Origin of the sequence: uncultured Eubacterium sp., from assembly GCF_934295145.1 — a bacterium.
In the GTDB taxonomy this organism is placed as follows: Bacteria; Bacillota; Clostridia; order Lachnospirales; family Lachnospiraceae; genus Eubacterium_I.
On sequence record NZ_CAKRAS010000029.1, the window covers coordinates 1 to 13,718 of the forward strand.

10 protein-coding genes and 2 tRNA genes are annotated in these 13,718 nt (G+C 42.3%); 2 read left to right on the top strand and 10 right to left on the bottom strand.

The window, feature by feature from the left end; all coding sequences use genetic code 11:
- Nucleotides 1–2: 2 nt before the first annotated feature.
- The 6 genes from Q0I54_RS07465 to nagA all read right to left on the bottom strand — a co-directional run bounded on the left by Q0I54_RS07465 (nucleotide 3) and on the right by nagA (nucleotide 5,338).
- Nucleotides 3–75: transfer RNA gene (locus Q0I54_RS07465), tRNA-Phe, on the bottom strand.
- A gap of 142 nt (nucleotides 76–217) precedes the next feature.
- Complete coding sequence (ppk1, locus tag Q0I54_RS07470) at nucleotides 218–2,476, bottom strand: polyphosphate kinase 1 (RefSeq protein WP_367270796.1); 2,259 nt, start codon at nucleotides 2,474–2,476, stop codon at nucleotides 218–220.
- A 151-nt stretch (nucleotides 2,477–2,627) separates the two neighbouring features.
- Nucleotides 2,628–3,059, bottom strand: coding sequence for an MOSC domain-containing protein (locus Q0I54_RS07475; protein ID WP_296117649.1), 432 nt, complete (start codon nucleotides 3,057–3,059; stop codon nucleotides 2,628–2,630).
- Between the two features lie 174 nt (nucleotides 3,060–3,233).
- Nucleotides 3,234–3,315 (bottom strand) — tRNA-Tyr (locus Q0I54_RS07480).
- A gap of 59 nt (nucleotides 3,316–3,374) precedes the next feature.
- On the bottom strand, nucleotides 3,375–4,106 hold the full coding sequence (nagB, locus tag Q0I54_RS07485) for a glucosamine-6-phosphate deaminase (RefSeq protein ID WP_296117650.1): 732 nt from the start codon (nucleotides 4,104–4,106) through the stop codon (nucleotides 3,375–3,377).
- Between the two features lie 98 nt (nucleotides 4,107–4,204).
- Nucleotides 4,205–5,338 (bottom strand): N-acetylglucosamine-6-phosphate deacetylase, encoded by a 1,134-nt coding sequence (nagA, locus tag Q0I54_RS07490; RefSeq protein ID WP_296117651.1) that lies wholly within the window; start codon nucleotides 5,336–5,338, stop codon nucleotides 4,205–4,207.
- A gap of 343 nt (nucleotides 5,339–5,681) precedes the next feature.
- Here nagA and Q0I54_RS07495 point away from each other — a divergent pair, with 343 nt between their 5' ends.
- A complete protein-coding gene (locus Q0I54_RS07495; RefSeq protein ID WP_296117652.1) occupies nucleotides 5,682–6,602 on the top strand; it encodes a sugar phosphate nucleotidyltransferase in 921 nt (306 codons plus the stop codon).
- A 106-nt stretch (nucleotides 6,603–6,708) separates the two neighbouring features.
- The gene (locus Q0I54_RS07500; RefSeq protein ID WP_296117654.1) at nucleotides 6,709–7,818 is read left to right on the top strand and encodes a phosphotransferase enzyme family protein; all 1,110 of its coding nucleotides are present in this window, start codon (nucleotides 6,709–6,711) and stop codon (nucleotides 7,816–7,818) included.
- Between the two features lie 104 nt (nucleotides 7,819–7,922).
- Here Q0I54_RS07500 and pyk read toward each other — a convergent pair whose 3' ends face one another.
- From pyk to Q0I54_RS07520, 4 genes are all read right to left on the bottom strand, one after another.
- Complete coding sequence (gene pyk / locus Q0I54_RS07505; protein ID WP_296117656.1) at nucleotides 7,923–9,674, bottom strand: pyruvate kinase; 1,752 nt, start codon at nucleotides 9,672–9,674, stop codon at nucleotides 7,923–7,925.
- Between the two features lie 125 nt (nucleotides 9,675–9,799).
- Nucleotides 9,800–10,732, bottom strand: a complete 933-nt coding sequence (arcC, locus tag Q0I54_RS07510) for a carbamate kinase (RefSeq protein WP_296117658.1) — start codon at nucleotides 10,730–10,732, stop codon at nucleotides 9,800–9,802.
- A 184-nt stretch (nucleotides 10,733–10,916) separates the two neighbouring features.
- Nucleotides 10,917–12,527: a S1C family serine protease gene (locus tag Q0I54_RS07515; protein ID WP_296117660.1), complete on the bottom strand. Its 1,611-nt coding sequence runs from the start codon at nucleotides 12,525–12,527 to the stop codon at nucleotides 10,917–10,919.
- A gap of 96 nt (nucleotides 12,528–12,623) precedes the next feature.
- A complete protein-coding gene (locus tag Q0I54_RS07520) occupies nucleotides 12,624–13,700 on the bottom strand; it encodes a LacI family DNA-binding transcriptional regulator (RefSeq protein WP_296117662.1) in 1,077 nt (358 codons plus the stop codon).
- Nucleotides 13,701–13,718: the final 18 nt, after the last annotated feature.

Below are 13,718 nucleotides of genomic sequence, written 5' to 3' on the forward strand. Positions count from 1 at the left end.
AATGCCCAGTTCCGGAATCGAACCAGAGACACGAGGATTTTCAGTCCTCTGCTCTACCAACTGAGCTAACTGGGCAATTGACTTATTTATCTTATCTTACTTTTTTGCTCCTGTCAAGACACAGTTTCCGCATGTCCCTGAAAAACCATACATGATAAAACAGATTCCTACAGCCACCATATGTGCCATAGGAATCCATTTACCTTGCTATCCCGTTTTAACGATTTTCCATCGTCTCAAAATATTTCTGTGCATTCACCGGCTCGCCGTTCTGTACCGCATGAACATACTGTCCATCTGCCATCTGCACTCTTGCCTTGACATTATCAGACATGATAACATTGAAAATGTGAAGCACACGCTTTTTGATATCCTCATCGTAAATCGGAGTTGCTACTTCCACACGACGTGTGGTATTTCTCGTCATAAAGTCTGCAGAAGCAATATATACTTCATCGTTACCGAAAATGTAGATTCTGGAGTGTTCCAGATAACGTCCTACGATACTGCGCACCGTAATATGATCCGTTGCCCCCGGAACTCCGGCAATCAGGCAGCAGCTTCCACGCACAATCAGTTCAATGTCCACGCCAGCCTGAGATGCTTCCATCAGTTTTTCAATAATGCGTTTATCTGTCAGAGAATTCATCTTTGCACCGATATAACCCGGTTCGCCACGTTTTGCCAGTGCAATCTGTTCATCCATTTTGTCCAGGATTTTATTTCGCAGGCATTTTGGTGCTACCATCAGATATTTTGTCTCTTTCATAACCTGACCAAGGCACAGCTTCTGAAATACTTCATTTGCTTCCTCACCAATGCCCTGATGTGCTGTCATCAATGAAAAATCTGTATACAGTTTCGCAGTCTTCTCATTATAATTTCCGGTTCCGATCTGCGTGATATAGGAAATATGATCCTCTGTCTTTTTCGTGATCAGGCACAGTTTAGAATGTACCTTCAATCTATCCAGACCATATAAAATACGGCATCCGGCATCCTCTAGTCTTCTGGACCACTCAATGTTATTTTCCTCGTCAAAACGGGCGCGCAGTTCCACCAGTGCCACAACTTCTTTTCCATTTTCCGCCGCATTGATCAGTGCCTCTACTACCTTACTGTCATTGGCCACGCGATACAGCGTCATTTTAATAGAAACAACCTCCGGATCTTCCGCTGCCTCATTCAGCATACGAAGGAACGGCTGCATGCTGTCGTATGGAAAAAACAGAAAACGGTCTTTTTTCTCCACCTGCTTCAAAATGCTCTCAGACATGTTGATGTCTGACGGAATCTGCGGTACGTATTTATCATAAAACAGTTCTTTCTTATTTCTCAGCAAATCCCGAATCCGTGAAAAAAAGGAAAGATCCAACGGGGCCTCTGAGTGGAAGATATGTTTTTTCTTCAAATCCAGGTAACCACACAGCGTATCAAGTACAGACTCATCCATCAGTCGTGTGTATTCCAGCTTGATCGGACACAGTTTTCTTCTGCGGCTGACAAGCTGCTCCATCACCTGACGGAAATCTGTATCGTCATCATACATTTCCTCATCCGGATCAATATCCGCATTTCGAATAATACGGATCAGTGATTTACTCTTGATCTTATAACGGTCAAAAATCAATGGTATATAATGAAGAATCAGTTCTTCACGCAACATAAAACGATTTTCATGTCCCGGAATGCGCACAAGACGCGGAATAACATCCAGATTGCATGGTACAATTCCGAGTTTATCTCTGTTTTTCTTCTCCAATACAACTACCGCATAAATGTCTTTACTCTTCAGGAACGGGAACGGCTGCTTCTTACCGATAATCTGTGGTGACAACAGCGGACGTACCTCATGTTCAAAATAAGCATCCAGAAATTCCACATCCTGTTTTTCCAACTCAGAATAACTGCAGATTTCTACGCCATAAGATTCCAGGCCTTCTTTCAGGTCTGCATATGCCGCATCTTTTCTCTGGGTCAGCAATTTTACCTGATCAAAAATTGCAAACAGCTGTTCCTGGCAGGTCATATTTGTCTTATTATCTCGGATATCTTTGGATACAAGCATCTGATCATAGAGTGATCCGACACGTACCATAAAAAACTCATCCAGATTGCTTTGGAAAATAGATGCAAAAGACAAACGCTCACAAAATGGATTGGATAAATCTTCTGCTTCTTCCAGTACCCTCGTATTAAATTTCAGCCACGAAAGTTCCCGATTATCATAACATGAATGTACCATATGCTCCCCACTCCTTATAGTATTTGCTGTAGCTGGCTGCACTTGTGTATTCTGTATTTCCATTTCTGATACCTCTTTCGTATTTTTTTCCACAGGTATCTTCTGAATCATTTTTTCAGGCTTCGGCTGCGTTCTTTTTTCACATCCGCCCTTCTGTGTAGTGCTCATTTTCTGCTGATTTACGGAGTTTCTTTCAAATAATCCCCGTATGAAATTTGAAATTCTACTCATTTTTTTATCTTATCCTCTTGTACTTCCACTCATGTTCTGCAAAATCCCTGCGTACTTTCTATGTTATTGCATTTTCATTTCAACCGCTATCAGCATTTTATAAATTTTGTGTAAATTCAATGTAAAGTCGCTTGTTGTTTCCTATTCTACCCTACTCTACCAAAACTAATTCATCTCCGACCTTGATGGTTCCTCCTTCCAGTACTTTTGCAAACACACCTTCCCGCGGCATAATACAGTCGCCGACTACTTTGTAGATTTCACAATGACTATGACATTCTTTTCCGATCTGTGTCATCTCCAGCAGTACGTCATTGCAGCGAAACCTTGTTCCAACCGGAAGATTCCGAAAATCGTAACCATCCACGATCAGGTTTTCCCCAAATGCGCCAAATGCCACATCTACGCCTCTGGCACGAAATGCTTCTATTTTTTCCAGAGAAAGCAGGCTCACCTGACGGTGCCAGTGACCGGCATGCGCATCGTTCTCAATGCCCCAGTCTGCAATTAATGTTGCCTCATTCACCTCATGCTTCTGCGTTCCTCTTTTCTCGCTGATACAAATTCCTTTAATGATTCCCATATTCACGATTACTCCTATCCCTATAATATCTTTATTCTATCATCTTTCTGCACAAAAAAAAAGGACTTCCTCAAGAAGTCCTTTTAAAGTAATGGGCGGAGAAGGATTCGAACCGTTTTGGTTTCTCACGGATGATTTCTTCTGCTCATTTCGATTCTTTTTTAATATATATAATGGGCGGAGAAGGATTCGAACCTTCGAAGGCATCGCCAGCAGATTTACAGTCTGTCCCCTTTGGCCACTCGGGAATCCACCCATTTGCGAAACAAGCTTTAAATGCTTATTCCGCTGTCTACTATATCACGTTATTCACGCTCATGCAAGTACTTTTTTTAATGCGTCTTCATCTGCAACCAGAGTGAAATTCGGATGCAGCTGCAGGATGGATGCAGGTACTTCCGGAGTTACCGGTCCAAAAAATGCCTTTTGAACAGCATCAGCTTTATCCTCACCAGATGCTACCAGAACAACTTTTTTTGCCTGAATGATATCACAGATTCCCATGGTCAGTGCCTGCCGTGGTACATCATCAATACTGTCAAAGAAACGTTTATTAGCCTCGATGGTAGATTCTGCCAGACTGACACAGTGTGTTCCTTTTGTAAATACATGATCCGGCTCATTAAATCCGATATGTCCATTACGTCCGATACCAAGAAGCTGCAGATCAATTCCTCCTAAAGATGCAATTTTTTTATCATAGCGCTCACATTCAGCTGCAATGTCCGTATTTTTTCCATTTGGAATAAAAGTATGATCTTCACGAATATTGATGGAATCAAAGAAATTATGGTGCATGAAATAAACATAGCTCTGATCACTGGTAATGTCCAATCCCACATATTCATCCAGATTAACAGAATAACACTCGGAAAAATCCACATCCCCTTTATTGTACCATTCGATCAACTGACGGTAAATACCAAGCGGACTACTTCCTGTTGCGAGCCCAAGTACACAATCCGGTTTCATGATCACCTGCGCAGAAATAATATTTGCTGCCTTTCTGCTCATCTGATCATAATCTTTTGATCTGATAATTTTCATTGTAAAAACCCTCCTCATTTTGCCTGTTTATTTTATATAATATATGACATGGGTGTCAAAACACACATGTCTTTATTACATTGATTGTTTTATGCTTTTTAGTTCCAGCTATTTCCACCGATGATCACAGTTTCCAGTTCTAAATCCTGATTCAAAATCAGCAAATCTGCTCTGGCACCTTCCCGGATGCATCCAATTTCTGATTCCAATCCAATGGCCTCTGCCGGAGTCAGAGTTGCCCCCCGTATCGCCTGCTCCAAAGGAACTCCGAATCGAACTACATTTTGCACGGCATCCATCAAATGGATAGAGGAACCAGCCAGCGTTCCATCTGCCAGCGTTGCTTTTCCAGCTTTCATCCACACTGGCTGACCGCCCAGGGAGTACTCTCCCTCCGGCATTCCCGCACAACGCATAGAATCGGAAATCAAATTCAATTTATTACCAAATAATGCAGCTGTCATGCGAATCACAGATGGATCAATATGAAAACCATCACAGATCAGTTCCACCGTAGCTCCCGCATCAAAAGCTGCTCCGATAATCCCCGGATTACGATGATGCAGACCGTTCATTCCATTAAACATATGTGTAACATGTGTCGCACCTGCTTCAAATGCAGCCTTTGCCTGCTCGTAATCTGCCACAGAATGTCCCAGCGAAACGGTACATATTTTACTTGCCTCCCGGATAAATGTATCATTTTTATCTTCCTCCGGTGCAACCGTAATCATACGAACCTGTCCACCACAGGCCTCGTTTAATTTTTTCAGTTCCTCTATATCTGGTTTCTGCAAATAAGCTGCATTCTGTGCGCCTCTCTTTTCATAAGAAACAAATGGACCTTCCAGATGCACCCCCGCGCAATTTGCACCATCTGAAGTAAAATCCCGGATCGCATGCATTGCTTTCAACAGCTGCTCTTCCGAGAGTGTCATGGTCGTCGGGCACCAGCTTGTTACCCCCTTCTGCGCATAGTAACGTGACATTTTCCGCAATCCATCCACATCTGCGTCACTTGCATCTGCATTGACTGCCCCATGAGAATGGATATCCACCAATCCCGGAATAACATACTTTCCTGTAGCATCCACCATCACCTCATCTGCAGGCAGATCCATACTCGTCTCCTCATCTGCTGCTTTCACTGTAAGGATTCGTTCGTTGCAGTTCAGATTTTTCTTTTCAAATCTTCCTTCCGGCAAAAATACCATTCCGTTTTTTATATACATCGTTCCATCTCCTTTGCATACCGCTATCTTGCCTCTTTTTTTCACAAAATGCAAGCTCTTTTTTTTATAAATTTCCACTTTTTAACAGCTCCTTTTTTTACTTCCATATTTGACACGTTTTCACAATATTTCTTCTGTTTTTATCGTTGTTTTTCCTGTCAGAAAAACGTATAATGAAAGTAATCGACAATTAAGTAATATACTTTTTTAATGATGCCAGGGGCAAAAGCCTGAAACCACGATGTGCTTGCACAGGAGTGGTTTTATGGCTTAATGACCCGCCCCGATATGCGCAATCCGTTTATGCTACTTACTACTCATTATATATGGAGGACATTGCTATATGAAAAAACCAGTATTAGTTGTCATGGCAGCCGGTATGGGCAGCCGTTACGGTGGATTAAAACAGATGGATCCAGTTGGTGGACACGGTGAAGTAATCATGGATTACTCTCTTTTTGATGCACGCCGCGCCGGATTCGAGAAAGTAATTTTTATTATCAAACATTCCATCGAAAAAGAATTCAAAGAAGTTATCGGAGATCGTGTATCCAAATACATGGACGTAGCTTATGCATTCCAGGATCTGGATGATCTGCCAGAAGGTTATTTTGTTCCGGAAGGACGTGAAAAGCCATGGGGAACGTGCCATGCAATTCTTGCAGCACGTCATCTCATTGATGCACCGTTTGCCGTTATCAATGCCGACGATTATTATGGCACAACCTGCTTTAAAATCATTTATGATTACCTTTCCACTCACAGTGATGATGATAAATATCGTTACTGTATGGTCGGTTATCAATTAAAAAATACCGTTACAGAAAACGGTTCTGTCGCCCGCGGTGTCTGCACTGCTGATGCTGACTCTAACCTGATCCGCGTTGTGGAGCACACTCAGATTGAGCAGTATGAAAACGGCATCCACTTCACGGAGGATAAGGGTGAGACCTGGCATGATATTGATGGAAATACCATTGTATCCATGAATCTCTGGGGATTCAGTGAAAGCTTTATAAAAGAAGCTGAAGCACGCTTCCCTGCTTTTCTGGATGATGCCATGAAATCCAATCCGCTGAAAGGTGAATATTTTCTTCCATCCGTTGTAAGCCAGCTTCTGGATGAAGAAAAAGCTACAGTAAAAGTACTGCAGAGTCCGGACAAATGGTATGGTGTTACTTACCGTGAGGATAAACCAGGTATTGTAAAAGCACTTGCTGATATGGCAGATGCCGGTTTATATCCGTCACCATTATGGCAATAAAAAAATCTAATGATGCCAGGGGGCAAAAGCCTAAAACCACGATGTGCTTGCACAGGAGTGGTTTTATGGCTTCATGATCTATATTGATAAAAAGGAGAAGATATCTATGACACAGTTTTCACCTGATGCATTTAATGAAGTCCTCGCCGCCTTCGACTGGGGAGAAGGCACACTGACTACTAATGCCTATGGGGAAGGACATATTAACAACACAAATCTTGTAACCGTTTCTTCCGAATCGGAAACCAAACATTTTATCCTGCAACGGATCAACACAGATATTTTTACCAATCCCAAAGCACTGATGGAAAATATCTGCAACGTTACTTCTTATTTGAAAAATGTCATTGAAAAATGTGGTGGCGACACTGAACGTGAAACTATGACAGTGGTTTACACCAAAAACGGACTTCCTTATTATACTGATTCTGAACAAGGCGTATGGCGTGTATACACTTTTGTTGAGCATACCATCTGCCTGCAACAGTGCAGAGATGCTAACGATTTTTATACCTCTGCAAAAGCCTTCGGACAGTTCCAGAAAAATCTGTCCGACTATGATGCTTCTACCTTGCATGAAACCATTCCGAATTTTCATAATACCCCGGATCGTTTCCGCAAATTCAAAGAAGCTCTCGCTGCTGATGTTATGCATCGTGCAGCAGAAGTTGCTGAAGAAATTGCCTTTATCGAAGCTCATGAAGCAGACTGCTCTCATATGACAGACCTTCTGGCTGCCGGAAAAATACCGTTACGTGTAACACATAATGACACAAAATTAAACAACATCCTACTGGATGACAAAACCGGTAAAGCACTATGTATCATTGATCTCGATACCGTAATGCCTGGACTTGCAGCCAATGATTTTGGTGATTCCATTCGTTTTGGTGCAAATCACAATGCCGAGGATGAGCCGGATCTGTCAAAGGTTAATTTTTCACTGGAATTATTTGAAGCATATACAAAAGGATTTCTGGAAATTGCCGGAGATGCGCTGACTCCATTGGAAGTTGAGACATTGCCATGGGGTGCAAAGCTTATGACATTAGAGTGTGGCATTCGATTCCTGACAGATTATCTGGAAGGAGATCATTATTTTGCCGTTCATCGACCTGGACAGAATCTTGACCGTGCACGAACACAGTTCAAACTTGTGCGCGATATGGAAGCATGCTGGGATGAAATGAATGCTATTGTATCTAAATACCGTTAAAGAAGAAGGACCAGGAGTTTACAAAAACTCCTGGTCCTTTTTTTATATCCTGTTCTTTTTTCACAGATTCTTTTTTATAAATCACAAAATTTAAAGGCAACGTTTTAACTATTACAGCTAACTACACCTTTTTTGCAATCTAATGTAACAAATGCACCAGATTTCAAAATTTGTGTTGCATTTGCAGCGCCAACTAATACCGGAATATCAAGACTAAGTCCTGCAATTGCTCCATGTGTATTAACACCCTCCGCTTCAATGATCAGACCGGAAGCCAGTCTAAGCTGCGGCATCATCTCATTGCAGGTGTCTTTTGCTACGATAATATCTCCCGCTTTAAACTTTTCTTTTAATTCATCCACAGAGTTTACCACACACATATTTGCAGCAGCTGTTCTATCATTCAATCCTTTTCCTTGCATCAGAATATGTCCTGCCACATGCACTTTGATCATGTTTGTAGTTCCGGAAATACCAAGCGGTACACCGGCTGTCAGGACAACGATTTCTCCCTGCTTGATCAATCCCATTTCTTCTGCTTTATCTACTGCATGATCAAATAACTCATCTGAATTATGTTTTAATTCTACAAGTAACGGAGTTACACCCCAGGAAAGATTCATTTTTCTGCATACATCCTTGTTAACAGAACATCCGATGATCGGGCAAGTCGGACGATATTTGGATACCATACGTGCAGTACGACCGGAATTTGATACGGTAATAATTGCAGATGCATTCAGATCCATTGCTGTTGTACATGTTGCGTGAGCAATCGCATTCGTAATATCAGGATTAATCAGGATTCCACGTTTTTTCAAACGTGAAGTATAATTGATATCCTGCTCGGTACGGGATGCAATTTTTACCATGGTCTGCAGTGCTTCCACCGGATAATCACCGGCAGCCGTCTCACCGGAAAGCATGATGGCACTGGTTCCGTCATAAACAGCATTCGCTACGTCTGTCGCCTCCGCACGGGTCGGACGCGGATGTTTCATCATAGAATCCAACATCTGTGTGGCAGTGATAACCTGTTTTCCTGCTTTATATACTTTCTCAATCAGGACTTTCTGAATAACCGGAACATCCTCCATTGGAATTTCGACACCCATATCACCACGAGCTACCATGATACCGTCGGATACGCGGATGATTTCATCGATATTATCCACACCCTGTTTATTCTCAATTTTTGCAATGATATTGATGCTCTTGCAATCATGTTCTTCCAGTATCTTGCGGATCTGCAAAATATCATCAGCTGTTCTTGTAAAAGATGCAGCAATAAAGTCAAAACCATTTTCAATACCAAATACAATATCACTGTAATCTGTCTCGCTGATAAATGGCATAGAAAGTTCTACGTTTGGCACGTTAACACCTTTTTTATTGGAAATCATACCACCGTTGATAACTTCACAGACAATATCTGTATCATCCAGACGAACCACTTTCATCTCGATCAGACCATCATCAATCAGAATACGGTCACCGACTTTGACATCGTTATGAAGATCTTCGTATGTGATAGCCACACGGTTTTCGTCACCCACGAAATCTCCCAGTGCCAATGTAAACAACTGACCTTCCTTTAATTCTGCTTTACCGCCCTCTAACTCTTTCAGACGGATTTCCGGTCCTTTCGTATCCAGTAGAGAAGCCACTGGAAGTTCCAGTTCTTCACGCAATGCCACCAGTTTGTCCAGACGCGCTTTCTGTTCTTCATGAGAACCATGAGAAAAATTAAAACGTGCAACATTCATTCCCTCCAACATCAACTGTCGAAGTACATCACCTTTATCTGTAGATGGTCCAAGTGTGCAGACGATTTTTGTTTTACGGATTTCTTTCATAAATATACTGTTCCTTTCCTGTAACTTTTGAAAATCAAATGATTTTTATATATAGTAAATTTGATTTGACCTAACTGTAAAAGGGATAATACACGCTCTATCATGCATTATCCCCCATTTTGTTTTTATTTTTTTATAATTGTGCCTGTCTGACCAGCCATAGCTGCTTCAATACTCCCCAATTTCGTAATCAGCACCCGGCGTGTTGCATAATCATCGATGTAAGAAATTGCTGTCTCAATTTTCGGAAGCATGGTTCCCTCGCCAAACTCTCTCTCAGCAATGTATTTCTTTGCCTCTGCACAGGTCATCTCACGAATCGGTTCCTGCTTATCTGTGCCATAATTCTTATAGACACATTCCTCACCAGTCAGAATGATCAGCATATCTGCCTCAACACCATCAGCCAGCAAACCGGCAATGAGATCTTTCTCAATAACAGCACTCGCACCTTTCAAAACTGTCCCCTGCTCCAGTACCGGAATTCCACCGCCACCAGCTGCGATAACAACCTGATCCGCATTCATAAGTGCATTAACCGCATCCAGCTCAACGATTTCATGAGGCGTTGGTGCTGCCAGGATTCTGCGGTAACCTTCTTCTGTCTTTACAACGTGATTACCTTTCTTTTCTTCTTCTTCAGCTTCTTCTTCTGTCATAACACGTCCAATGATCTTGCTCGGTTTATAAAAAGCTTCATCATACGGATCTACGATAACCTGTGTCAGAATTGTCGATACTGTACGGTATACACCGCGGTTCATCAGTTCTGTACGGATTGCATTCTGCAGGTCATATCCGATATATCCTTGACTCATTGCCGAACATACAGACATTGGTGTCGCTGTATAGTCTGTATACAATCTGTGGAACTCAGACATCGCTGTATGGATCATTCCAACCTGAGGTCCGTTACTGTGTGTGATAACCACCTGACAATCATCCTGTATTAAATCAGCAATTGCCTTTGCTGCACGGCGGGTTGCTTCTTTCTGCTCCGGAAGCGTTGTTCCCAGTGCATCATGTCCAAGTGCAATTGCAATTCTTTTTTTCTTCATCTCAACTGCCTCCAATACTCGTAAAAGTTTGTTTTGTTCATTCTATCACAAGATAAAGACAGCGTAAAGAAGTTTTCACATACAAAACGCATTACAGATAAAAGCCAGCGTGCGAATATCGCATGTGAACTGTAATTTTTCTGTAATGCGCATGTATCTATTTCTATTATCTTCTTACTGATCTTTAATTACCATAGCCAAAAAACTGTTCTAGGCTATTGCTGCTGTCGTTGTCTCCATATCCAGGAAAAGAATACTGTCCATTGGAATCTGACTGACTGCTATTGCTCTGGCTTGTTGTGTTGGTCTGCTGCTCGGATGCATTATCCAGTGTAACTTTCAATGTCTGCTCCTGATAACCTTTTCCGTCACTGTTTCTCTGAACTGTAATCTCAACAGTCTCACCAGCTTTGTAATACTGTAATTCGTCTTTTAACTGAGAAATAGAGGTAATGGTTGTATTGCCAAGTTTTGTGATGATGTCACCTCTCTGGATACCTGCCTTTGCTGCTGCACCGCCATCTGTAGTTCCGCTGACATAAACCCCTTCCGGGACATTGTATTTCTCAGCCTCTTCAGAGGTAACATCCTGTCCGGTAATATTTAAAAATCCATAATCACTGGTCAGTTTATCTCTGGTCTCCTGATTCATCAGTTTTTCAATGATACCCTGTGCTTTTGCCATCGGAATTGCAAATCCCATGCCCTCTACTTGATCGCTGGCATATTTTGCACTATTGATACCGATGACCTCACCTTTCATGTTAAACAGAGCTCCGCCACTGTTACCAGGGTTGATGGCTGCGTCTGTCTGCATCAGTGTCGCAGTGGTATCATCAATCGTAACCTCACGGTCCACTGCACTGATGACACCGGAAGTAACGGACTGACCAAAACCAAGTGCGTTACCGATGGCAACGACCTGATCACCAACCTGCATCTGTGTGGAATCACCGAGTGTGGCGATAGAAATACTGTTTAATACATCCTCGCTAATATCAGAAAGTTTGATTGCAATGACAGCCAGATCGTTATCTGCATCTGTTCCTTTGATTTTTGCATCAAATACAGCATCTTTATCATCGTTAAAGCATACGGTCAGAGACTCCGCGCCAGATACTACATGGTTGTTTGTAGCAATCAGAAGTTCTGTATCATTCTTTCCGATAATAACACCGGAACCGCTGCCGGTACTCTGCTGCTGCAACGTTCCAAACATGGTCTGTACTTCCTGCACACTCTGGTTTGTAATTGCGACAACAGAAGATTCACACTGTTTTGCAATTTCTGCTACCGTATAGCTTCCATCAGAAGAACTGGATGAACTGCTCTTGCTGCCGGAGCTTGTGCTCAGTTTTTCAGCGTTCGTCTCTAACGTGGTAGAAGTAGCAGTTGTCTTTACCGCATTTTTTCCGATCATAAAAGATCCAAGTACCATACCACCGGAAATTGCACCGAACAGGATTGCACAGCAGATTACTTTTGCATACAGGTTCATGCTGCGTTTGTGTTTTCTCTTTTGCTGCGGTGTCTCCTGATGATCGTTATGCTGATCACCATTCACCTGATCCTGTTTCTGATGATTCTGGATGTAGGAATAACGGTACTGGGAAGCACCTTCTGTTCCTTTGATATGGCTGTCAGAAGCGCTCTCCTGTGGTGGTGTCACGAAATCGGATTCCTCAAACATCTCCTCTGTTGTTTTTTTGCTTTCTGTATTTTCTATATTACTATCATTTTTTACTTCTGATTCATTATTTTCTGTGTTCATTTTATTTTCTTCATTCTCAAGCATTTCTTTCTGCCTCCTCATCTTTGATGAGTATATCATATCTGAAGATTGTAGTAAAATTTTGTTGATATTGTGAAAGAATTGTGAAAACCCACATTTTTATATGCAGTAGTCACTCCAACTGCTGTCGTTTACCCGGATGCAGCTGTTTCGAATCAGCAGCTGTCCTTCCAGTTCCATCTTCACCGCAGAACGATGTCCGCCACGCAAATGATCCAAGAGTAAATACATGGCAAATTTTCCCATCTCATCTCTCGGCAGACGCACCGTTGTCATCATCGGTTTTGTATCCTGCGCCGCCTCGATATCATCATTTCCGATGATGGATGGCGTATATCCACACTTTTTATTATTTGCCATGCACTTGAGCATACCAACCGCGGAAATATCATTGGCACAGTAAATCGCAGTCGGACGTTCCTCTGACTCCAACAGACGCTCCATCATTTTAAAACCTTCCACTTCTGTCTGTCTCGTCTTCATGATAAATTCAGGGTCTACTTCAATATCATGCTCGCGCAGCGTCTGCAAATAGCCCTGATAACGTGCATTGGTCCCGCAGGCACCCACATAACCAATCTTCTGATGTCCCAGACTGATCAGATACTCCACTGCGGTCTGCGCAATCTTGTGCCCGTCACAGACCACCTCATCCGTAATCCCACTCGTAGCATTGCGATTGACACAGACAACACTGTGATAGTACTGTTTCATCTCAAGCAAAGCTTCTTTATTGCATTTTCCAATGACAATCAGACCATCTGCTTTTTGTACAGATTCTTGCTGCATCTGTTCCACAATTGTCTTGATGCTCTCCCGTGCGCAGCGCTTGTCATCCGAAAAAATAGAACGGTACCAGATATTTGCCAATATACAGTTACTTCTGTGAATCTCTGTCTCGATCACGCGAAGCAATGCATCAAAAAACGGATCTACGTTTGCGCCGTCCGTACGCGTAATCAGTACGTTAATATAATATGTTTTTTCTGCCTTTTCATTTTTTCCCTGTTTCAGACTGCGGGCTGCCTCATTCGGCACATAATTCAGTTCCATGGCAGCTTTCCGGATGCGCTCCCGCACCTCCGGGGAAGAACAGTTATAATCCGGATTGTTCAGTACCCGGGATACTGTTGCCGGAGAAACATTTGCCCGTTTTGCAATTTCTTTGATCGACATGTTATCTATTTCCTCATT

Coding starts and splice junctions, on each gene's coding strand:
- ppk1 (WP_367270796.1), bottom strand. CDS start 2,476: ATGAGTAGAATTTCAAATTTCATACGGGGATTATTTGAAAGAAACTCC.
- nagA (WP_296117651.1), bottom strand. CDS start 5,338: ATGTATATAAAAAACGGAATGGTATTTTTGCCGGAAGGAAGATTTGAA.
- Q0I54_RS07475 (WP_296117649.1), bottom strand. CDS start 3,059: ATGGGAATCATTAAAGGAATTTGTATCAGCGAGAAAAGAGGAACGCAG.
- Q0I54_RS07495 (WP_296117652.1), top strand. CDS start 5,682: ATGAAAAAACCAGTATTAGTTGTCATGGCAGCCGGTATGGGCAGCCGT.
- pyk (WP_296117656.1), bottom strand. CDS start 9,674: ATGAAAGAAATCCGTAAAACAAAAATCGTCTGCACACTTGGACCATCT.
- nagB (WP_296117650.1), bottom strand. CDS start 4,106: ATGAAAATTATCAGATCAAAAGATTATGATCAGATGAGCAGAAAGGCA.
- Q0I54_RS07500 (WP_296117654.1), top strand. CDS start 6,709: ATGACACAGTTTTCACCTGATGCATTTAATGAAGTCCTCGCCGCCTTC.
- Q0I54_RS07515 (WP_296117660.1), bottom strand. CDS start 12,527: ATGCTTGAGAATGAAGAAAATAAAATGAACACAGAAAATAATGAATCA.
- arcC (WP_296117658.1), bottom strand. CDS start 10,732: ATGAAGAAAAAAAGAATTGCAATTGCACTTGGACATGATGCACTGGGA.
- Q0I54_RS07520 (WP_296117662.1), bottom strand. CDS start 13,700: ATGTCGATCAAAGAAATTGCAAAACGGGCAAATGTTTCTCCGGCAACA.